Source organism: Haloferax namakaokahaiae (assembly GCF_042663225.1).
Classification (GTDB): domain Archaea; phylum Halobacteriota; class Halobacteria; order Halobacteriales; family Haloferacaceae; genus Haloferax; species Haloferax namakaokahaiae.
The window spans coordinates 150,282-169,832 of the sequence record NZ_JBHTAA010000001.1 but is presented as its reverse complement, the minus strand read 5'-3'; the positions used below and the strand labels follow the sequence as shown (position 1 = coordinate 169,832).

At 63.5% G+C, this 19,551-nt stretch carries 27 protein-coding genes; 10 read left to right on the top strand and 17 right to left on the bottom strand.

Annotated features, from left to right (window positions below; all coding sequences use genetic code 11):
* Positions 1-106: 106 nt before the first annotated feature.
* The 5 genes from rpl7ae (at position 107) to ACFQJC_RS00955 (ending at position 2,071) form a co-directional block, all read left to right on the top strand.
* On the top strand, positions 107-469 hold the full coding sequence (rpl7ae, locus tag ACFQJC_RS00975; RefSeq protein WP_390221378.1) for a 50S ribosomal protein L7Ae: 363 nt from the start codon (positions 107-109) through the stop codon (positions 467-469).
* A 6-nt stretch (positions 470-475) separates the two neighbouring features.
* Entirely contained in the window at positions 476-700 is a 225-nt protein-coding gene (locus tag ACFQJC_RS00970; RefSeq protein WP_390221377.1) for a 30S ribosomal protein S28e, read from the top strand.
* A 2-nt stretch (positions 701-702) separates the two neighbouring features.
* Positions 703-903: a 50S ribosomal protein L24e gene (locus ACFQJC_RS00965; protein WP_390221376.1), complete on the top strand. Its 201-nt coding sequence runs from the start codon at positions 703-705 to the stop codon at positions 901-903.
* A complete protein-coding gene (gene ndk / locus ACFQJC_RS00960; protein ID WP_390221375.1) occupies positions 904-1,365 on the top strand; it encodes a nucleoside-diphosphate kinase in 462 nt (153 codons plus the stop codon).
* A 172-nt stretch (positions 1,366-1,537) separates the two neighbouring features.
* Positions 1,538-2,071 carry a class I SAM-dependent methyltransferase gene (locus tag ACFQJC_RS00955; protein ID WP_390221374.1) on the top strand — a complete coding sequence of 178 codons (534 nt, stop codon included), beginning with the start codon at positions 1,538-1,540 and terminating at the stop codon, positions 2,069-2,071.
* 303 nt (positions 2,072-2,374) lie between these two features.
* Here ACFQJC_RS00955 and ACFQJC_RS00950 read toward each other — a convergent pair whose 3' ends face one another.
* The 8 genes from ACFQJC_RS00950 to ACFQJC_RS00915 are packed head-to-tail and all read right to left on the bottom strand — an operon-like array spanning position 2,375 to position 8,434.
* Positions 2,375-3,448: a methionine synthase gene (locus ACFQJC_RS00950; protein WP_390221373.1), complete on the bottom strand. Its 1,074-nt coding sequence runs from the start codon at positions 3,446-3,448 to the stop codon at positions 2,375-2,377.
* Positions 3,445-4,449, bottom strand: a complete 1,005-nt coding sequence (locus ACFQJC_RS00945; protein WP_390221372.1) for a 5-methyltetrahydropteroyltriglutamate--homocysteine methyltransferase — start codon at positions 4,447-4,449, stop codon at positions 3,445-3,447. Before ACFQJC_RS00945 ends, ACFQJC_RS00950 begins: the two co-directional genes overlap by 4 nt.
* Positions 4,450-4,508: 59 nt before the next feature.
* The gene (locus ACFQJC_RS00940; RefSeq protein ID WP_390221371.1) at positions 4,509-5,108 is read right to left on the bottom strand and encodes a HemK2/MTQ2 family protein methyltransferase; all 600 of its coding nucleotides are present in this window, start codon (positions 5,106-5,108) and stop codon (positions 4,509-4,511) included.
* Positions 5,105-6,235 (bottom strand): mechanosensitive ion channel family protein, encoded by a 1,131-nt coding sequence (locus ACFQJC_RS00935; RefSeq protein WP_390221370.1) that lies wholly within the window; start codon positions 6,233-6,235, stop codon positions 5,105-5,107. Before ACFQJC_RS00935 ends, ACFQJC_RS00940 begins: the two co-directional genes overlap by 4 nt.
* 3 nt (positions 6,236-6,238) lie before the next feature.
* Entirely contained in the window at positions 6,239-7,099 is an 861-nt protein-coding gene (locus ACFQJC_RS00930; RefSeq protein WP_390221369.1) for a 16S ribosomal RNA methyltransferase A, read from the bottom strand.
* Between the two features lie 43 nt (positions 7,100-7,142).
* Positions 7,143-7,730: a DUF655 domain-containing protein gene (locus tag ACFQJC_RS00925; protein WP_390221368.1), complete on the bottom strand. Its 588-nt coding sequence runs from the start codon at positions 7,728-7,730 to the stop codon at positions 7,143-7,145.
* Between the two features lie 53 nt (positions 7,731-7,783).
* The gene (locus ACFQJC_RS00920; protein WP_390221367.1) at positions 7,784-8,140 is read right to left on the bottom strand and encodes an RNA polymerase Rpb4 family protein; all 357 of its coding nucleotides are present in this window, start codon (positions 8,138-8,140) and stop codon (positions 7,784-7,786) included.
* Between the two features lie 3 nt (positions 8,141-8,143).
* On the bottom strand, positions 8,144-8,434 hold the full coding sequence (locus ACFQJC_RS00915; RefSeq protein WP_390221366.1) for a 50S ribosomal protein L21e: 291 nt from the start codon (positions 8,432-8,434) through the stop codon (positions 8,144-8,146).
* A gap of 123 nt (positions 8,435-8,557) precedes the next feature.
* On the opposite strand from ACFQJC_RS00915, the gene ACFQJC_RS00910 reads away from it, so the two are divergent.
* Positions 8,558-9,718 (top strand): cystathionine gamma-synthase, encoded by a 1,161-nt coding sequence (locus ACFQJC_RS00910; RefSeq protein ID WP_390221365.1) that lies wholly within the window; start codon positions 8,558-8,560, stop codon positions 9,716-9,718.
* A gap of 94 nt (positions 9,719-9,812) precedes the next feature.
* Entirely contained in the window at positions 9,813-10,115 is a 303-nt protein-coding gene (locus ACFQJC_RS00905) for a glycine zipper domain-containing protein (RefSeq protein WP_390221364.1), read from the top strand.
* Between the two features lie 24 nt (positions 10,116-10,139).
* Here ACFQJC_RS00905 and ACFQJC_RS00900 read toward each other — a convergent pair whose 3' ends face one another.
* From ACFQJC_RS00900 to ACFQJC_RS00865, 8 genes are all read right to left on the bottom strand, one after another.
* Positions 10,140-10,406: an elongation factor 1-beta gene (locus tag ACFQJC_RS00900; protein ID WP_390221363.1), complete on the bottom strand. Its 267-nt coding sequence runs from the start codon at positions 10,404-10,406 to the stop codon at positions 10,140-10,142.
* 7 nt (positions 10,407-10,413) lie between these two features.
* Positions 10,414-10,593, bottom strand: coding sequence for an HVO_2753 family zinc finger protein (locus tag ACFQJC_RS00895; RefSeq protein WP_390221362.1), 180 nt, complete (start codon positions 10,591-10,593; stop codon positions 10,414-10,416).
* Positions 10,594-10,682: 89 nt separating this feature from the next.
* Positions 10,683-11,933, bottom strand: a complete 1,251-nt coding sequence (locus ACFQJC_RS00890; protein ID WP_390221361.1) for a tripartite tricarboxylate transporter permease — start codon at positions 11,931-11,933, stop codon at positions 10,683-10,685.
* Between the two features lie 160 nt (positions 11,934-12,093).
* Positions 12,094-12,420, bottom strand: coding sequence for a 50S ribosomal protein P1 (gene rpl12p, locus ACFQJC_RS00885; RefSeq protein WP_390221360.1), 327 nt, complete (start codon positions 12,418-12,420; stop codon positions 12,094-12,096).
* A gap of 21 nt (positions 12,421-12,441) precedes the next feature.
* Complete coding sequence (locus ACFQJC_RS00880; RefSeq protein ID WP_390221359.1) at positions 12,442-13,479, bottom strand: 50S ribosomal protein L10; 1,038 nt, start codon at positions 13,477-13,479, stop codon at positions 12,442-12,444.
* A complete protein-coding gene (locus tag ACFQJC_RS00875) occupies positions 13,476-14,114 on the bottom strand; it encodes a 50S ribosomal protein L1 (RefSeq protein ID WP_390221358.1) in 639 nt (212 codons plus the stop codon). The genes ACFQJC_RS00880 and ACFQJC_RS00875 overlap by 4 nt, the downstream gene beginning before the upstream one ends.
* 255 nt (positions 14,115-14,369) lie before the next feature.
* Positions 14,370-14,846: a 50S ribosomal protein L11 gene (locus tag ACFQJC_RS00870; protein WP_390221357.1), complete on the bottom strand. Its 477-nt coding sequence runs from the start codon at positions 14,844-14,846 to the stop codon at positions 14,370-14,372.
* A gap of 357 nt (positions 14,847-15,203) precedes the next feature.
* Positions 15,204-16,265 (bottom strand): zinc-binding metallopeptidase family protein, encoded by a 1,062-nt coding sequence (locus ACFQJC_RS00865; RefSeq protein ID WP_390221356.1) that lies wholly within the window; start codon positions 16,263-16,265, stop codon positions 15,204-15,206.
* Between the two features lie 90 nt (positions 16,266-16,355).
* Between ACFQJC_RS00865 and ACFQJC_RS00860 the strand changes: the two genes are divergently transcribed.
* The 3 genes from ACFQJC_RS00860 to ACFQJC_RS00850 all read left to right on the top strand — a co-directional run bounded on the left by ACFQJC_RS00860 (position 16,356) and on the right by ACFQJC_RS00850 (position 18,646).
* Positions 16,356-16,688 (top strand): hypothetical protein, encoded by a 333-nt coding sequence (locus ACFQJC_RS00860; RefSeq protein WP_390221355.1) that lies wholly within the window; start codon positions 16,356-16,358, stop codon positions 16,686-16,688.
* Between the two features lie 168 nt (positions 16,689-16,856).
* Positions 16,857-17,900 carry a mevalonate kinase gene (mvk, locus tag ACFQJC_RS00855; protein WP_390221354.1) on the top strand — a complete coding sequence of 348 codons (1,044 nt, stop codon included), beginning with the start codon at positions 16,857-16,859 and terminating at the stop codon, positions 17,898-17,900.
* Complete coding sequence (locus tag ACFQJC_RS00850) at positions 17,897-18,646, top strand: isopentenyl phosphate kinase (RefSeq protein WP_390221353.1); 750 nt, start codon at positions 17,897-17,899, stop codon at positions 18,644-18,646. Before mvk ends, ACFQJC_RS00850 begins: the two co-directional genes overlap by 4 nt.
* On the opposite strand, the gene ACFQJC_RS00845 is transcribed toward ACFQJC_RS00850, so the two are convergent.
* On the bottom strand, positions 18,643-19,389 hold the full coding sequence (locus ACFQJC_RS00845) for an MBL fold metallo-hydrolase (protein ID WP_390221352.1): 747 nt from the start codon (positions 19,387-19,389) through the stop codon (positions 18,643-18,645). The genes ACFQJC_RS00850 and ACFQJC_RS00845 overlap by 4 nt on opposite strands.
* Between the last annotated feature and the right edge of the window lie 162 nt (positions 19,390-19,551).

The window sequence follows — 19,551 nt, the reverse complement described above, 5'->3', positions numbered from 1 at the left end:
ATCTCCTCGCCGTAAGGGATATACTCGTACCCACCGGTTGCGACCGACCGACCGGTGACGCCGGCGAGGGAGTCGAGCCCGCGAACAGGAACATAGGTGAACAACAATGGCTGTCTACGTAGACTTCGACGTACCGGCCGACCTCGCTGACAGCGCCGTCGAGGCGCTCGAGGTCGCCCGAGATACTGGTATCGTGAAGAAAGGAACCAACGAAACGACCAAGTCCATCGAGCGTGGCAACGCGAAGCTCGTGCTCATCGCCGAGGACGTCTCGCCCGAAGAGATCGTCATGCACCTCCCCGAGATTGCAGACGAGAAGGGTATTCCGTTCATCTTCGTCGAGACGCAGGACGACATCGGCCACGCCGCCGGCCTCGAAGTCGGCAGTGCTGCCGCGGCCATCGTCGATTCCGGCGAGGCTTCGGAGCAGGTCGAAGACATCGCGACCAAGGTCGAGGACCTTCGATAACCGACCATGAGCGCGGACGAACAAGCCAACGACTCGACGTCTGCCGAAGTCATCGAAGTCGTTGGAAAGACTGGGATGCACGGCGAGGCCATGCAGGTCAAATGCCGCATCCAGGAAGGCTCCAACCAGGGCCGTATCATCACGCGAAACGTGCTGGGTCCCGTCCGAGAGGGCGACATCCTGCAGCTCCGTGAGACCCAGCGTGACGCTGACTCCATCGGAGGACAGTAATCATGGTGGAAAAACGTACCTGCGACTACAGTGGCGACGAAATCGAGCCCGGCACGGGCACGATGTACGTCAAGAACGACGGTACCGTGCTCCACTTCAAGGACTCCAAGGCGGAGAAGAACTACTTCCTCGGGCGCGAAGCCCGCGACCTTGAGTGGACGGAAGCAGGCCGCCGCGCACGCGGCCGGTCGGAGGACAACTAGATGTCCGACGAGCGAACCTTCGTGATGGTCAAGCCGGACGGCGTCCAGCGCGGCCTCATCGGCGACATCGTCGCTCGCTTCGAAGACCGCGGCCTGAAGATGGTCGGCGGCAAGTTCATGCAGATCGACGAGGAACTCGCCCACGAACACTACGGCGAGCACGAGGGCAAGCCGTTCTTCGAGGGTCTCGTTGACTTCATCACCTCCGGCCCAGTCTTTGCGATGGTCTGGGAAGGACAGGACGCGACGCGACAGGTCCGCCGCATGATGGGCGAGACCGACCCCGCAGAGTCCGCCCCCGGAACCATCCGCGGCGACTACGGACTCGACCTCGGCCGGAACGTCATCCACGGCTCCGACCACGAGGACGAGGGCGCCAACGAGCGCGAGATTGCACTCTTCTTCGACGAGGACGAACTCGTCGATTACGAGCGCATCGACGCGAGCTGGCTCTACGAATAAGCGAACGCGACTACCGTCGCATTTTCCGTTTTTCTCGGTCGTGAGCAACCGCTACGGTTGCACGCGTCCGCGCTCTCTTCGTTCGACCGTCTCGAATCCGTCTTTCCGGTGTGTGCCGCGGGGACACTCGACACCGGACAAAGCACTTATTCCCGTGTTGCGGTGGCGACGTATGGACGACTTTCGCGCGACCAACCGCGACCACTGGGACGAGTTGGCCGAACTCCATCCCACCACACCGCTCTACGACGTAGACGGGTTCTTGGCTGGCGAATCGAGCCTGATGGACCTCGAACGCGAGGAACTCGGCTCGGTCGAAGGTAACTCCCTCCTCCACCTCCAGTGTCACTTCGGCATGGACACGCTCTCGTGGGCGCGCGAAGGCGCGACCGTAACGGGAATCGACTTCTCACCGAAGGCAATCGAGATGGCCCGCGAACTCCGCGACGAGGCGGGAATCGACGCCGACCAAGCCCGGTTCGTCGAGAGCGACGTGTACGAACTCCCAGAGAATCTCGATGGCGAGTTCGACGTCGTGTTCACCTCCTACGGCGCGATTAGCTGGCTCTCAGATATCGACCAGTGGGCGGAAATCATCGACCACTTCCTGAAACCCGGCGGGACGTTCTACATCGCCGAAATCCACCCCGTCGTCGGCGCGATCGAAGAGACGAGGGAACAGTGGGCCAAGTTCGAGTATCCGTAGTTCTCCGACGAAGTCCACCGATACGAAGGCGACGAGGGCTATGCCAGCGACGACAAAATCGAACACGGGACGACCTTCTTCTGGGCACACACGACGGGCGATATCCTGAACGCGCTCATCGGGGTTGGTCTCGATATCGAGTTCGTCCACGAGTTCCCGAAGATATGCTACGAGCGCTTCCCGAATCTCGTCGAAGGTGACGACGGGTGGTGGCGCTTCCCCGGCGGGGAACCGGACATCCCGATGACGCTGTCTATTCGGGCGACGAAATCGGCATGAAACAAAAACCGCAGAGAGACTGGCTTAGTCCGCCTTCGGAACCGGCGCGGCGAGGTCGATTTCGCCCGCGTCGAGTTCGGCTTCGACTTCGCGGGTGGCTTTGACCATGTTCTCCATCTTCTGGTAAGCCACCTCGCGGGGCAGGAGTTTCACACCGCAGTCGGGCGAGACGGTGAGTTTCTCCGGGGGAACGACCTTGAGACCCTGCTTGATGTTCTCCTTAATCTCTTCGACCGTCTCGACTTCGGCGGTGTGGACGTCCACGACGCCGAGTGCGAGGTCGGGTTCGAATTCTGGCTCGGTGAACACGTCGATTTGCTCGTAGCCGCCGTTGCAGAGTTCCACGTCGAACTCGTCGATTGGGTAGTCGTTGAGTTCGGGGTAGATGCGCGAGTAGTCGCCGTAACAGACGTGCAGGCCGATGCGAACCTCGTCGGGGACGCCCGCGACGATGCGTTCGAGACACTCGCCGACGATGGCGTGGTCGTCCGGCGTCGTCGCCAGCGCGGGTTCGTCGATTTGGATGTAGCGAGCGCCCGCTTCGACGAGTTTCTCTATCTCCTCGTTCACGAGGTCGGCGAGCGCGTAGGCGAGTTCTGCTTCAGAATCGTAGTGCTCGTTGAACGACCAACTGGCGAGGGTGTACGGTCCCGTGATTGGGACTTTGACCGGGCGAGAGGCGACGTTCTGGGTGAACTCGAACTCGTCCACCAGCCACGGTTCGTCGTACTCGACCTCACCGGCGACGGATGGTTTGTCGAAGTAGTTGTGGCCCCAGACTTTGACCGGCCCGTTGAACTCGTAGCCGGGGATTCGGTGGGCGAAGTACTCGACCATCTCGTTGCGGCGCATCTCGCCGTCCACGACGGTGTCGAGTCCGGCGCGTTCGTGCTCGTGGGTGATGACGCGACAGGCGTCGTCGTGGGCCTCGTGGAGGTGCTCGTCGGTGAACTTGGAGTCCGGGTCGTCGGCGAGGTCGGTGGCGCGGTTGAGCCACTTGGGTTTCGGGTAGGAACCCACGACCGTCGTCAGGAGGAAGTGGTCGGATTCGTGGTCGTCGGGGCGGAACTGCTCGCGGTTCTCGACGTCTCGGCTCATGCTTTCACCTCCGGGATGTTGGCGATTTCAGCGAGGGCGGTCAGTTTCTCGGTCGCGCGGTTCTCCGGCAGGTAGAACAGTTCGGTGTTGGTCGTCACGTACGCGCGGTCGAACGACTTGTTGGCGATGCGGTCGAGCGTCCACTCGACGCGCTCGTGGACGGTCTCGGGCGACTCGACGAGCGTGTTCTGCCCGTTGACGAGACCGAGTGCGATGTCGTCTTTCGTGCCGTACTCGTTGATGTTGTACAGGGTCTGGTCGCGGTCGCCGGCGACGAAGTCGAAGCCGAGTGCGTCCACGTTCGCGTCCATGAGGTGCGCGTAGACTTTCTCTTCGAGTGCGCCCCAGTAGGACTGGACGACCACGTCGGCGTCGGTCGCATCAACGATGCGGTCGATTGCGTCGGGGACGCGTTCGTCGAGGTCTTCGTCGGGTGCGTCGGTGACGAGCGAGGGTTCGAGGAGGAACAGCGTCTCGTGTTCCGGGAAGGCATCGACCTCACCGGCGAGGAACTCGCCGACGGCGTCGAGGAAGGCAGCGTCGTCGTCGTAGTACTCGTTCGTAGCGAGTTCTGCGAGCGTGTACGGGCCGGGGAGGACGGCCTGCAGTGCCTCGTCGTCGAGGAGTTCGCTCGTCGCGTCGAGTTCGGCCGCGACGTCGCCGGAGAAGGTGAGTTCGCCTTTCACCTGCGGGTCGCGGTAGAAGTTGTTGTTGTCGTAGTAGCGGACGATACCGCCGGTCTCGACGTTCTCGTGTACGGTCAACGGGTGTGCCAGCATGTCGTCCCAGCGCAGTTGGCCTTCGACGATGCGGTCGAGTCCCGCATCGACTTGCTCGGAGACGACTTCCTCGCGGGCACGGTCGTACACGTCTACGATCTCCGGGCCTTCGTCGCCGGAGATGAGGTCGTGTTTCTGGTGACCTTTGAGGTCGGAGAGGTCCTGTTTCGCCCAATCCGGGAGGGGATACAGTCCCGGTGTGGTCGAGACGAGTTCGGTCATCACTCTCCGCTATGAAATGACGGAGTATAATATTTCCTATCCCAACAAATGCATGCCAGTTATTTCAGGGCGAGGACCGTGAGCGTCTCGAACGGATACGACTCCTGGACTGCGACCTCGTGGTCGAACCCGTTCGCCTCGGCGCGGGCGAGCACTTCGTCGTAGCCCGAGAGACTGCTGACGAGCAAGAGCGCCTCGCCGTCGGGTTTCAGCACGCGACCCACCGAATCGAGGAACGGGTCGATGACGGCGCGGCCGTCTTCGCCGCCGGTGAGCGCCTGTTCCATCCAGTCGTCCTGCGGCGTCCCGTCCGGGTGCTCGGGGAGGTACGGCGGGTTGAACGCGACCGTATCGAACGCCTCGTCACGGAACGGTTCGACGAGGTTGCCGCGAACCACGTCGAATCCCCGCTGGCCCTCGGCGCGGAGTTTCTCTGCGCGCTCGGTCGCCTGCCGACAGGCGTGCGGGTTGATGTCGCTGGCGACGACGTCGGCGTCGGTCCGCTCTGCAATCTGGGCGGCGACCCACCCCGAGCCGGTGCCGACTTCGAGGACCCGCCCCTGTACCCTGTCGATTGCGGCCCGTGCGAGCAGGCCCGAGTCTTCGGCGGGTTGGTACACCGAGATGTTCATCCCGCGTCGTTCTGCGAGGTCTCTCATCGGTTCTCGCCCCCGCTAGACCGGTCGTTCGGTTCGGACCCGATGAATGCGGGTTCGGTGAGCGAGACCGGGCCCGAGTCCTCGCGCGCAGAGAGTTCGCGCTGTGGGAACGGGATGGTGATACCTTCCTCTGCGAACGCGTCGTGGATAGCCTCGATGACGGCCGTCTGTGCGCGCCACCGCCGACGAGCGCTCGGGCGGTCTATCCACGGTCTGACGCCGAGTACGACCGACGAATCGCCGAAGCGCTTGGCGACGACCTGCGGTTTCGGGACCGAGAGGACTTCTTCGAGTTCTTCGACCGCCTCTTGGGCGACTTCCGCGGCGTGCTGGAGGTCGCTTCCGTAATCGACGCCGACTTCGATTTCCAGTCTGAGTCGGCCCTTTCGGCTCCGGTTGACGAGGCTCTCGGAACTCACCACGTCGTTCGGGACCATCACGTACTCGCCGTCGAACGTCTGGATGCGAGTGTTCACGACCGTGATGTCGGTCACGATGCCCTCGTGGTCTCCAATCTCGACCCAGTCGCCGATTTCGAACGGTCGGGAGAACATGAGGACGAAGCCCGCGATACCCGCACCGAGTGTCTGACGGGCGGCCATCCCGACGACGATACCGAGGAATCCCGCACCGACGAGGAAACCGCCGAGGTCAACCCGCCAGACGCCGAGGATGAGAACCAACACGACGAGGTAGACGGCGACCTGCGAAATTCGGTAGATGATCTCGCGCTGGTGGTCGGATATCTCGGGTCGCGTGCTCGCAACTTCCTTCGTGAGTCTGGCGAGAACCGACGTGACGATGTACGCCCCGACGACGAACGCGACCGAGAGACCCGCCTGAACGACCATCTCGCTCCCGACGTTGTACTGCGAGACGAACGTACCGACGGCAGGCGAACTCGCCCAGATGCCGACGAGGACGACCCCGCCGCCGAGGACGGTCGAGAGCCGGAGCAAGGTCACCGCGAGGTGCCAAAACGGCCCGGAGACGGCTTCGACGTCCTTTTCGTGGAGTCGGGCAGAGACCGCCCAGACCAGTCCGACGACGATGACCGTCACGACTGTCGCGGCGATGCGTGCTTCGGTCGTCGAGAACAACGTTGCGATGTCGGTAAAGAGGGCCATAGCTTACAAACCGGTTTCGGCGGCGAGTCGGGCGAGTCGAGCGAAGTCGGCGGGTGCCATGTTGCCCGCGCGTTTTCGCAGGACGTCCTCGTCGGCCGCCTCGACGACCGCCTCGGGGTCGGAGAGTCCCGAGATGTGTGCGGTGTTTCGGATGCCGTTGCGAATCGTCTTGCGGCGCTGGGTGAACAACGCCTTGACGAAATCGAGGAAGAACTGCTCGTCGTCCACCTCGTAATCCGGTTCCCGAGGCGTGATGCGGACGATGACGCTCTGGACGGCCGGTTTCGGCGCGAACGCCTCGCGCGGAACGTGCTCGCAGACCTCGACAGCACCGTAGTGTTGGGTGCTCACCGAGAGACGGCCGTACTCTGACGTGCCGGCGTCGGCGGCCATGCGCTCGCCGAACTCCTTCTGGAACATCAACACCAGCGGCTTGCCGGTCGGAAGCAACCGGAACGAAATCTCCGAGGAGATGCTGTAGGGAAGGTTCGAGACACACGCCGTAAACTCGGGAAGTTCGACGTCGAGGGCGTCACCTTCGACGACGGTGAGCCGGTCGGCTTCGACCTCCTCGGCGAACTCGCGTCGGAGGTGTGCGGCGAACGTCTCGTCCTGTTCGACGACGGTCACGCGGTCGGCGGCACGAAGCAAGCGGTCGGTGAGCACGCCGGGGCCGCCGCCGATTTCGAGGACGTGCGAGCGGTCCGCCTCGTCCGGAAGGTACGTCGGAATTCGATCGACGACGCGGTCGTCCACGAGGAAGTGTTGGTCGCGGTTTGGGTCGCCGCGAGCGCCGGCCCGGCGGATGAGCGCATCGGGGTCGCGGGCGACCGACTCGGAACCAACTGGTCCGTCACTGGTCATTGGCGAGGGTAGCAGACGCGAGTGGGTAAAAGTCCCGCTCCGCTTATGCGTCGGCGCGGACGAATGTCTTGTACTTCACATCGTCGCCGCGAATCTCGTCGAGGATGCGCTCGATGACCACGTCTTTCGGATGGTGGAGACCGGAGACGCGTTCTTCGAGGTCGTCGAACGACTCGAACGGGCCGTAGCGCTTGCGCTCTTCGAGCACCTTGTCGCGGAGTTTCTTCCCGATTCCGGGCAGGAGATTCAACTGGTGGAGTCGAAGCGTGATGGGTTGGGCGTCGTTGTAGAAATCGACGAATCGGGTTTCGTCGGCATCGACGATGTCTTCGACCACGTACTCCAACTCGGAGTGGGCGGTGTTCGAGAGGTCGTCGTACCCGATTCGTGAGACCTGCGCAACGTCTTCGCGGTCTTCGACCGGAGAGATGAGGACGCGGTCACCGATACTCACGTCCGAGTCTTCAGTGAGCGTCAGTTCGAGGAGGTGAAAGTTCGACTCGGCGAGGGCGTACGCGACGGGGGCTGAATCGAATCGTCGGTTGTCGCTTCGACGTCCGTGTCTGAGTACGTCGAGCAGGACAGCGTACTCACCCGCCGTGTCGGTGTCACCGCTATCCGTCGTAGTCATGTCAGTAGATACGACGACTTGCTATTTAAATAGTTGGCCGCGTGGTACCGCGGTCAGATGTATTTGGCGACGATGTTGAGAATTTCGTCGAGTTCGTCACCGGAGAGTGCGTACCGTTGCTGGGCGAACACTGCGCGCAGTTCGTCGCGGGACTCGGGGAGGAGGTCCGCGACTTTGATGGCAGTCGCGTCGTCGATTTTCTCAAGTTCGGCGAGCTCCTCGACGAGTTCGCGCGATTCCTCGGGGTCGAGGTGAGCGAACCGGTTGACGTGCTCGATTGCACGGGCCAGTTCGTAGCGCATCTCGCGCTCTTCGTCGAGTGCGCGGTCCGCCTCAACCTCGGCGAGGAGTTCCTTCACTTCCGAAATCGTGAGATACTCCTCGTCGAGCTTTTCTTTGAAGATAGTCATTGCTTACTTCTGGGCGCGCAGGTGGGCAGGTCGGACGATGACGGTCTTCTCCTTACCACCGTCGTTGATGAGGACCTTGAACGCACGGCCCTGCTTGCCTGCGACCTCACCGGTGAGACCGTTGAAGCGCGGGTGGAAGCGGCCTTCGCGCACGCTTGGGTCGATCTTGAGGTGGACCTTCTCGCCCTCCTCGAATTCGGCGATAGAGCGCTGCGGCGGGGAGGTTCCGCGCTCTCGGGGTTTGTTCGAAAGCTTTCCACGCGTACCCTTGAGTGGACCGTTGGAGCTCGGCATAGTCGTGAGAACGAATACTTGCGTCGCCGTTATAAATTGCACGTTACGGACCGCGCGTGTGCCACATCCGCGTACCTGTCGCGGAGAGACGGACTTAACCTGAGCGAGTGCGGGCATCCACGTATGTCCGAAGACGAGCGACGCATCGAAACCCGCGCCATCCACGCCGGTCAGGAACCGGACGAGGAGACGGGCGCGCTCATGACGCCGATTTACGCCAACTCGACCTACGTACAGGACGGTCCCGGCGACCACCGCGGCTACGAGTACTCTCGAACCGGCAACCCGACGCGAACCGACCTCGAAACCAACCTCGCCGCGCTCGAAGGCGGCGCGTACGGCCGCGCGTTCTCCTCGGGGATGGGCGCTATCAACACCGTGCTCAACCTGCTCGAAGCGGGCGACCACGTCGTCGCCGGCAACGACGTCTACGGGGGAACCCACCGTATCTTCACACAGGTCTACGAGAAGTACGACCTCGAATTCGACTTCGTGGAGACGACCGACCACGACGCCGTCCGCGACGCGATGCGCGAGGAGACCGAACTCGTGTGGGTCGAGACGCCCACCAATCCCCTGATGCGCGTCAACGACATCGAAGCGCTCGCCGAAATCGCCCACGAGTACGACGCCCTCTGTACGGTGGACAACACCTTCGCCACGCCGTACCTCCAGCGCCCGCTCGAACACGGTGCGGACATCGTCTCGCACTCGCTCACGAAGTATCTCGGGGGCCACTCCGACGTGGTCGGCGGCGCGCTCGTCACCGACGACGAGGAGTTGGACGAGGAAATCGCGTTCTACCAGAACTCGGTCGGCGCGACGCCCTCGCCGTTCGACTGCTTCCTCGTCCTTCGCGGGACGAAGACGCTGCCCGTCCGCATGGACCGCCACTGCGACAACGCCCGCGAACTCGCGGCGTGGCTCGACGACCACGAGGCCGTCTCTGAGGTCTTCTATCCCGGTCTCGAAAGTCACCCGCAACACGACCTTGCGAGCGAGCAGATGGACGACTTCGGCGGCATGCTCTCGTTCGAACTCGACGGCACGCTCGAACAGGCATCGACCGTCATCGAGGAGACCGAGGTGTTCACGCTCGCCGAGAGCCTCGGCGGCGTCGAGAGCCTCATCGAGCAACCGGCGGCGATGACCCACGCCGCGATTCCACGTGAAGAGCGACTCGCCGCGGGCCTCACCGACGGTCTCATCCGCGTCTCGGTCGGCGTCGAACACATCGACGACATGAAAGCCGACCTCCAGCAGGCGTTCGACGCCGCGCTGTAAGACCCGCTCGCAACCTCACGTTCTTTATTTTCGTCGTTTTCGATGTTTGAGAACCGCGAGAACGATTATATTTCTAAACGTTGAATCATCATATATGTCTCAAGAATCCGCAACGCTCGCAGACGAGGTGCTCGGACAGCCGCAACCAACGGCGTCTGCCACCGAACTCGACGAGCAGGCCGTCATCCAGCACGAACTCCGCGAGACGACGAGTTGGTCCGGGGAGTGGTTCGGAATCGGACTCGCCATCGGTATCATGCTCGGCGGACTCACCGGCGTGATTTGGGACTTCTTCCCCGTCACCGTCATGCTCGGAGTCGGATTGGGGATGGTCCTCGGCATCGTCCTCATGGAGGACCACACGCGCCAGCGCATCCGCTCTGTGGTCGCGTCGTAGGGTGGAGAAAACGTCTGGTCCGCGTTAGATACGGCCGACGTTCTGAACGGAGACGCTCTCGACGCCTTCGACGTTCGTAAACGCTTCTTCGACGGCCTCGGTGCCACCGGCGTCGTCGGGGACGATGACCGTCGGCAGGAGGGCGACGAGACCGAACGCGACGTCGTCGCGCTCGAAGCCCTTGATTTTCGCGCCCTCAGGGAGGGAGTCTTCGAGTTTCGTCTCGAGGTCGTCGAGATCGAGTTCCGGGCTGTTCGGCATGACCTTAATCTTGGCTGCTACTTTTCCCATTGTTGTATCAGGGTCCGAGGAAACCGCACTCGTTGCACTCGTAGAGGTTGCTCTGCTTACGGCACTTGGAGCACCGAGAAATCTCGTTGCCACAGTCCGGACAGTCGAACGTCGCCGCGCTCATACCGGAGATGTTGATGCCACAGGACACACACTGTCGAGCGTGTCGCTGTTCTGCGTCGCTCATACGAAGAACAAACCGGCGCGTGACCTTTAACCGTTGTCTTTCCGGGTTCAATGAACGGTACGGTGTGTCACACTTCGAGCGGATTCGTTCTACCCGACCACGAGCGGCCCGAGCAACACTGCCATCAAGTGGACTCGGCGGCACCCGAGTCGCGGCGGGAGCAACCCGACCGCGGTTGCGACGAGGAGAACCGCGACGCCACCACTGCCGGTAAAACCCCACGAGAGCGCGACGAGCAGGAGACAGACGCCCGCGACGAGGCGTTTCTGGTTTACTCGCCCGACCAGCGCAAGCACGCGGTCGCCGAGCACCGGCACCGACACCACGCCGACGATACCCGCACACACCGTCACCGGAACCGCGAGCGCGAGACCGGACGGGAGGTTCGCGTCGGCGAGCGCGACGAGCACGCCGGTTCGGGGCGTCCCAAGCCCGGTGAACGCAAAGAGCGCGAACACTGTCGTCGCTGTCGTCGCCGCACTCGTGGCGACGACGTACGCGCGCGCCGTCTCTTCGGGGTCGGAGATGGGGAGCACGCTCAGCGCGAGCGTCCCCGCGACACCCGCCGAGACGCCCGGCAGATAACCGACGAACGCGCCCCCGCCCGTTCCGGCGAGGATACTCCGCACGACCGAGCGCTTGGTCGTCGCAATCGTCGCGTCGTCCTGCGGGGGCACCCCCGCGCTCTCCCACGCATCGAGCAAGACGGGCATCCCGAACAACCCGGCCAACAGCGGCGCGAGTACGTCGCCGACGGGGAGCGGTCCCGAAAACGAGGCGTCGAGCGTCACGAGTCCCAACGTCGTCGCGGCGACGAGCGAGACGAGCGCGGCGACTTTAGCCCGCGCGGTCGGTTCGGTCCAGACGAGTGCGACGACGACCGCGAAGAGCACGAGTGGGAGCGAGTCTCGAAGCAGCGGATACAATCGAACCATCGCCGTGGTGAGCGGCACCGCAATCGGAAGCGTGAGACAGAGCGCGAAGCCACTCCCGAGGGCCGAGAGGCGGAGCGCTTCGCGCCCGCGACCCCCGAGGACGAGTCGATGACCCGGCAACGCGCCCGGGGCGAGCGCGGGGTCGGGGACGCCCAACGCGAGACTCGGAACGATATCGAGACACGTGTGGACCGTCGCCGCGGCGAGCATCGCGGCGGTAATCGCCGACGGCGGTCCCTGCACCTGCGGCGCGGCCGACGCTAGGAGGAGCGCGAAGGCGTTGGCGTGGAGACCCGGGACGAGACCCGAGCACGTCCCGAGGAGGATACCGGCGACGACACCTGCGACTATCGGGCCGATTGTGGGTACCGGGCCGACTGCGGGCATCGAGCCAACGACGGACATCGAGCGGGAGTGGTTCCGTCACCGGGTATGAACCTACGCTGCGAGACTGAGTGTCACAACGGCAGCAGTGCTATCGGAGTGCTACCGCTCGCCGACGAGCGTCGAAAGAAATCGGGGTTGGAAACGAAGTGTGACCGCGGATGCGGTCGCTGTGTCCGAATTAGCCGAAGAGCGCGCCGAGACCTTCGCCGTCTGCCTCGTCGTCTTCGTCTTCTTCTTCAGCGGCCTCTTCTTCAGCGGCCTCTTCTTCGTCGTCATCGTCGGCCGTCTCGACTTCGCCACCGGCGCTGCCTGCAGCGGGTGCAGGAGCGGCAGCGGCCGTCTCGATGGCCTCTTCGATGTCAACGTCCTCGAGTGCGGCGACGAGCGCCTTGACACGGGACTCTTCGACATCGACACCGGCAGCCTCGAGGGTTGCGGTGATGTTTTCTTCGTTGATCTCTGCGTCCGTCTCGTTCAGGATGAGAGCAGCGTAGACGTATTCCATTGTTGTGTTCCTTGTGTGTTGTTAGAACAGAGAGCCGAGAGCGTCGCCTGCGTCGTCGCCGTCGTCTTCGTCGTCGGCGTCGTCAGCGTCTGCCTCGTCGGCTTCCTCTGCGCTTTCGTCAGTCGATTCTTCTTCGTCTTCCGTGGCGGGCGCACTAGGTGCGACAGCGCCGCGGAGTTCCTCGGGGAGCGCCTCTTCGTCGTCGATTTGCGCGGCGAGCGCGCGAATCTGGGCGTCTGCCTTGGCGATGAGTTCCGGCATGAAGTCCGGACTCTCGATGTTGGCAAAGAGACCAACGGCCTTGGCTTGGCCAGTCGCCTTCGCAATGAGCGTCGGCGCGGTCTGCGTGGTCGGGTAGGCCGCGTTGACCGAGAGGTTGGTCGCGGCGGCGACCGCGGACTGGATGTCCGTGCGGTACTCGTCCACGTCGATTGCGAGTTCCTCGGGCTTGAACAGGACGCCTTCGGAGAAGACGCCACGAAGGTCGAGACCGACCTCCTTGGGTTCGATGCCGAGTTCGGAGAGGACGCCTGCAAGCTCTTCGGAGACGACTTCACCGGTTTCGAGGACTTTGGAGTCCTCGGTCACCTTGATGGAGCCGTCCATGATGCGCGCAGAGGCGCCAACTTGCTGGAGTTCGCCGACGAACGGACCCGGGTCAACACCCGTGTCACCCTCGGGGATGACGATGTCGTTCGGCGCGATTTCACCGGCGTTAATCGGTGCGGGCGTCTTCGACGCCTCGAGTTCCTTGTACAGGGCGAACGGGTTGTCGTTCGTGCCGATGAGGGCAACCTGTCCGGAAACGTAGTCAGAGAGGGTTTCGAAGCCGTTTTGGACTTCGTCGAGCGCGCGGTTCACGAGCGTGTTACGGCTCATGCGCACCTCGGCGGAGCCGTGCAGCCCGCGGCGCATTGCCTGGAGCTGTCGGCTCGGGATGCCCGCGACACCCACGACACCAACGGATTCGTACCCTTGGATGAAGTCAACGAGCGCGTCAACTTCGTCTTGCTTCCACTGCGGGATGACCTCAGTTCGGCGTGTTTCAGACTCGCTCATGCGGGCACCTCCACGGATGGACCCATCGTCGTCTTCACGAAGATAGAGTCGATGTTGAGGGGGCCTTTTTCGAGCGTCGCTTCGAGACGACGGATGATGACGTCGATGTTCTCCGCGATTTCGTCGGGAGACATGTCGTCAGCACCGACACGCGTGTGGAACGTACGTCGGTCACGGGAGCGAAGCTGCACCGTGTTCTTCATCCGGTTCACCGTCTCGACCACGTCGTCGTCAGGCTGAAGCGGCGTCGGCATTTTACCGCGTGGACCGAGAACGGTACCAAGGTAGCGACCGATGTCCTGCATCAGTCCTGCCTCTGCGACGAAGAAGTCGGTTTCGTCGGCAAGGTCCTTTGCGGCGTCCGTGTCGTCACCGAGGTCCTCGAGTTCGGATGTCCCGAGAACTTGGTCGGCAACGTCTTCAGCACGGACTGCTGTCTCACCGGTTGCGAACACCACAATCTGGGTGTCCTGCCCGGTGCCTGACGGGAGCACGATGCTCTCGTCTACACGCTTCGACGGGTCGTTAAGATCTAAGTCACGCAAATTGACAGCGAGGTCCACGGTTTCGCGGAAATTCCGCCCGGGGGCCTCGTCAAGTGCGTGAGAGACTGCGTCAACTATTGTATCTGCCATTATTCACCTCCGTAGTACGCAGGATTGCTCCTACGGGTCAGTGAAACAGGCTACTGCCTGCCTCGTCCGGCAGGACGAGTAGGTTCAACTTAAGTCCGTCGAAGAAAACCCGCCGAGTCGCCCGAAATCGGGCGTTTCCGCGTGTGACGGCACCACATACACCTGTGCGAAGAGCGGTGATTCAGTGGTGAGAGAAGAACATCGGCCGAGCGAACTCGACCGGACGGAAAGAGCGGTTCGACGGTCCGTAGACGATTATTCGTCGAACGCGTCGTCGAATTCGCCGCCGTCGATACGCCCTTTGAACGTGCGGGCGTCTTCGCCTTCGATGGTGACGCCGAGGGACGCACACGTCCCTGCGACTTCCTTCGAGGCGTTCTTCAGGTCGTAGGCGAGCAGGTCAGAGGACTTCTGCTCGGCGACCTTCTTGAGCTGTTCGATGGACATGTCGGCGACGAAGTCCTTCTGGGGTTCGCCGCTGCCGGTGTCGAAACCGACTTCGTCCTTGATGAGTGCCGCCGTCGGTGGGACACCGACTTCGATAGAGAACGAGCCGTCGTCCTCGTACTCGACGGTAACGGGGACTTCCATGCCGTCGAACGCGGCGGTCTGGTCGTTGATTTCGCTAACAACCGACTGCACGTCAACGGGCGTCGGGCCGAGCTCGGGTCCGAGCGGCGGACCGGGGTTCGCCTTCCCGCCGGGAACGAGCACTTCGATAGTTCCAGCCATACGTGGAAACACCGTGTGGCGACTTTTAACGGTTTTCTTTCGGCCGGAAGCCGTGCGAGGGCTGTGCATACCATACTACTACTGAGTGATACCACCAACTTGTCGGTTAGCTGAGAATGACAGAACGCTATCCTAGTACGCTAAGATAGCTGCCAGCGTTCACTGCTCAGGGATGGTGGCCCCGCCACGGAATCGCGGTGGTCTTCCCGAGCGACAGTGAGCCGCCACCGTTCGCCGAGACGTCGAACTTCCCGAAACAGATTGTGCCTCTGCGGCGTCTCGACTGGCTCCTGTCGTGGACCACCGCGCGCCCGTTTTCCTGCAGTCGCTCACACCGAACTACACGTCCACGCCGAGTTACAACTCGACGCCGAACGAATCGACATCGCCCGCGAGCGACGCCATCGCGCCGAGCAATGCGGCCACGTCGTCGAGGTCGTCGGTCGAGACGACTTCGACCGGCGTGTGCATGTAGCGGTTCGGAATACCGATGTTGAGCGACGGAATGCCGGAGCGACTGGTGTAGAACGCGTCGGCGTCCGTGCCCGTTCGAATTCCGGCGGCTTGGAGTTGCACGTCGATGTCTGCGCCCTCGGCCGCGTCGCGGGCGAGCGCGACGACGTTCGGGTGGTTGGCGCTCCCCCGCGAGACGACCGGTCCCTCGCCGAGTTCCACTGGTCCCTTGGCCTTGCCCGGCACGTCGGGATTGTCCGTCGCGTGCGTCACGTCTACGGCGACCATCGCGTCGGGGTTCAGGTCGTAACCGACCATCTTGGCACCCTGCACGCCGACCTCTTCTTGGACCGTGCTCACGGCGTAGACCGTCGCGTCAACGTCCGCTTCGACCGCCGCGCGCAGGCCCTCTGCGGCGGACCACGTGCCGACGCGGTTGTCCATGCCGTTGGCGGCGATGCGGTCGCCCGCGAGGTCACGAACCTGCGCTTCGACCGTCACGGGGTCGCCGACTTCGACGTACTCGGTCGCCTCGTCCTTCGACGTCGCGCCGATATCGACGAACTGCTCTTCGAGGTCGTCGTACTCTTCGCTGCCCACGTCGCGGAGGTGAATCGCAGTCTGGCCGATGACGCCGGGTACGTCCTCGTCGCCGTGAACCGTGACGTGCTGGCCCTTCGAGACGGTTCGGTCCGCGCCGCCGATGGGACCGATACGGACGAAGCCGTCGTCGTCGATGTCGCGGACGATGTAGCCGATTTGGTCGGCGTGGCCGGTAAAGGCGATTTCCGGGCCGTCGCCCGACCCTTCGTGGACTGCGACGGCGTTTCCGTAGGCATCGACGGTCACGTCGTCGGCGAACTCCGAGACGTACTCGACCCACACTCGCTGGCCGTCGGTCTCGTATCCGGATGGGCTTGGCGTCGTGAGTAACGATTCCAAAAAGTCGCGGCGGTCGTCGTCCATGCGTGAAAGTGACCAGTGGTAGCGTGATGAATACAACGAATCTTCACGCCTCCCACAACGACTATGGTTCTTGTGGGCGTATTGAGGTGTATGGCAGATTTTACCCTCTTCGAGGTGCACCTGCACGACGGATTCGAGTTCCGCCCGACCAACCGTGCCCCCCTCATGAGTAGATTCTCGCGCGAAGGCGACGCAGACGAGACGGACGAAATCGAGATGGAAGAGGCCGTCGAGGTCGAAATCGAAGCAGACGAAGAGACGGACGACGAGTCGAGTTCCGGGCCGGGTATGGGACTCGTCTTCGGTCTCGTCCTCCTCGTCGGCATCGCCGCCGTCGTTCGCTACCTCCGCAGCGGTGGCGCAGACGAAGAGTACGAAGAACTCGTCGGACTCGACGCCGACGAAGTCGAAGCGAGCGCATAACGCCAGCGCGCTGATTTTTTCGAACCCAACCCGCCAGTGACGACACTCACCTCGCAGTGGCAACACTCCGTTCCAACTGACGGCACTCCGCCCTCACTGACAACGCTCCACTCCCGGTGACGACGCCGGTCGGATACGCTTAAGCGAATCCCACAGAAAGCCCGGTGTATGACTGTTTCGAGCGCCCCCGGCAAGGTGTATCTCTTCGGGGAGCACGCCGTCGTCTACGGGGAACCCGCCGTCCCCTGCGCCGTCGAGCGGCGCGCGACGGTTTCGGTCTCGCTGCGGGATGACGACCACGTTCGCGTGCGCGCGGAGGATTTGAGTCTGAACGGCTTCACCGTCGAGTACAGCGGTTCGACCGGCGAGCGACCCGACGTTGACGTGCCCACGCCCCTCGTCGAGGCCGCGATGGGCTACATCGACGCCGCCGTCGAACAGGCCCGCGATGCGGCCGACGCACCCGACGCAGGCTTCGATATCACCGTCGAGAGCGACATCCCGCTCGGTGCCGGACTCGGCTCCTCGGCGGCCGTCGTCGTCGCCGGTATCGACGCCGCGACGCGCGAACTCGGCGTCGAACTCACGCCCCGCGAAATCGCGGACAGAGCGTACCGGGCCGAACACGAGGTCCAAGACGGGCAGGCCTCCCGCGCCGACACGTTCTGTTCGGCCATGGGCGGTGCGGTCCGCGTCGAGGGCGACGACTGCCGAACTATCGACGCGCCCGCACTCCCGTTCGTCATCGGGTTCGACGGCGGCGCGGGCGACACGGGCGCGCTCGTCTCGCACGTCCGCGGTCTCCGCGACAAGTACGACTTCGCCGCCGACACCGTCGAGACCATCGGCAACATCGTTCGACAGGGCGAGGGACTCCTCGCCGATGCCGACCCCGACGTCGAACCCACCGAAGACCTGCTCGAAGAACTCGGCCGGTTCATGAACTTCAACCACGGCCTGCTCGAAGCGCTGGGCGTCTCCTCGCGCTCGCTCGATTCGATGGTGTGGGCCGCCCGCGAGGCCGGGGCGTACGGAGCCAAACTCACCGGCGCTGGCGGCGGTGGGTGTACCGTCGCGCTGGACCCGACGCCGGAGACGAACACGGCGCTCCGGTTCACACCGGGGTGTGAAGACGCCTTCCGCGCGGAACTCGCAACCGAGGGCGTGCGCGTCGAGTCCGACGAGCAAGGCGCGACAGAGGGCGACCAATGAGCCTCGTCGTCCTCAAACTCGGCGGGAGCGTCGTCACCGACAAAGACGAGGCCGAAACCGTAGACGAGAGCGGACTGGCGGCGGCCGTCGATGCCGTCGCCGCCCTTGCAGAAGCGGGACAGGTCGTCGTCGTCCACGGCGGCGGAAGCTTCGGCCACCACCACGCCGCCGACCACGGCGTCTCCTCCGAGTCGGGAACGCACGACGTGGCCGGCATCCGAGAAATCAACGACGCGATGAAACGCCTGAACGATGCCGTGCTGGACGCGCTCGCCGAGCGCGGCGTTCCTGCGCTTCCGGTTCACCCACTCTCCGCGGGCGCACGCGAAGAAGACGGGTCGCTGTCGCTCCCGCTCGCCGCGACCGAGACGATGCTCGGCGAGGGGTTCGTCCCGGTCCTCCACGGCGACGTAATCGCCCACGCGGGCAAGGGTGCGACAATCGTCTCCGGCGACGACCTCGTCGTCTCGCTCGCCTCGGGTCTCGACGCCGACCGCGTCGGTCTGTGTTCGACCGTTCCGGGCGTCCTCGACACCGCGGGCGACGTGATTCCGGAGATTACGGCGTTCGGAGACGCGGCCGACGCGCTCGGCGGGTCTGACTCCACGGACGTGACCGGTGGCATGGCCGCGAAAGTACAGAAACTACTGGCGCTCGGCGCGCCGGCGCACATCTTCGGTCCCGAGGGCCTAGGAGAGTTCGTTGCCGGCGAGTCGCCGGGGACCGTGATTCGCGGCTCGAATTAAAGTTCGACCCTCAAACCGTCTTCCGCGACGGCCACGTCGCCGTCGAAGTTTCGTGAAACGCCAGCGACGAGTTCGTCCGTCTGGCGGGCGGCGTGCGGGTAGAGGTGCGTGAGAAACACGCGGTCGATATCGCGGCCTTTCAGCACGCGTCCGAGCGCGCTCGGCGTCGTGTGATTCGAGATGTCGAGGTCGTCGGGGAAGGCGCACTCGTGGGCCAACACCGACGCACCTTCCGCGAAGTTCGCAAGGTCGTCGAACGGTTCGGTGTCGCCCGAAAAGACGAACTCGCCGTCGCTCTCGTCGTGGGCGAAGCGATAGGCCAGCGTGTACATCGAGTGGTGAACTTCGAATCCTTCGACGTGGAAGCCGGCGACATCGAACGACGAGGGACCGATTTCTCGGAGTTCGACCGTGAGTCTCTTTTGGAGGTAGTCGTGCACGTCGAGGAGACCTTCGACGAGTTCGCGCGTTCCCTCTGGACCGACGATTTCGAGGTACTCTTCGCCCGCGAGCCAGCGCGCTTTGAGGAGGGCCATCAGGTCGGAGACGTGGTCGAGGTGGCGGTGCGTCAAGAGGACCGACGAGATGCCCTCGTAGCCGACGTCCGTCTCTGCCAGTCTGCTCAGCACGCCGGAGCCACAGTCCACGAGGAGGGCGTCCGAGTCCGATTCGAGGAGGAGTCCGGTCTGTGCCCGCCCGGGGACTGGCATCGCGCTGCCGGTTCCGAGGAACGTGATGCGCATACAGGACCGTACATCTCCCCGCCGGGTTAGTGCTTCCATTTGTATTCTGATATTGATACGTCAAAAACGGAGACGAGAGGCGTGCGATTGAGGGCGTGTTCGACCCCCGAAACGACGCCTGATATCGACACCTGAGAGGGACAACCCTCATACCTGCGCAGG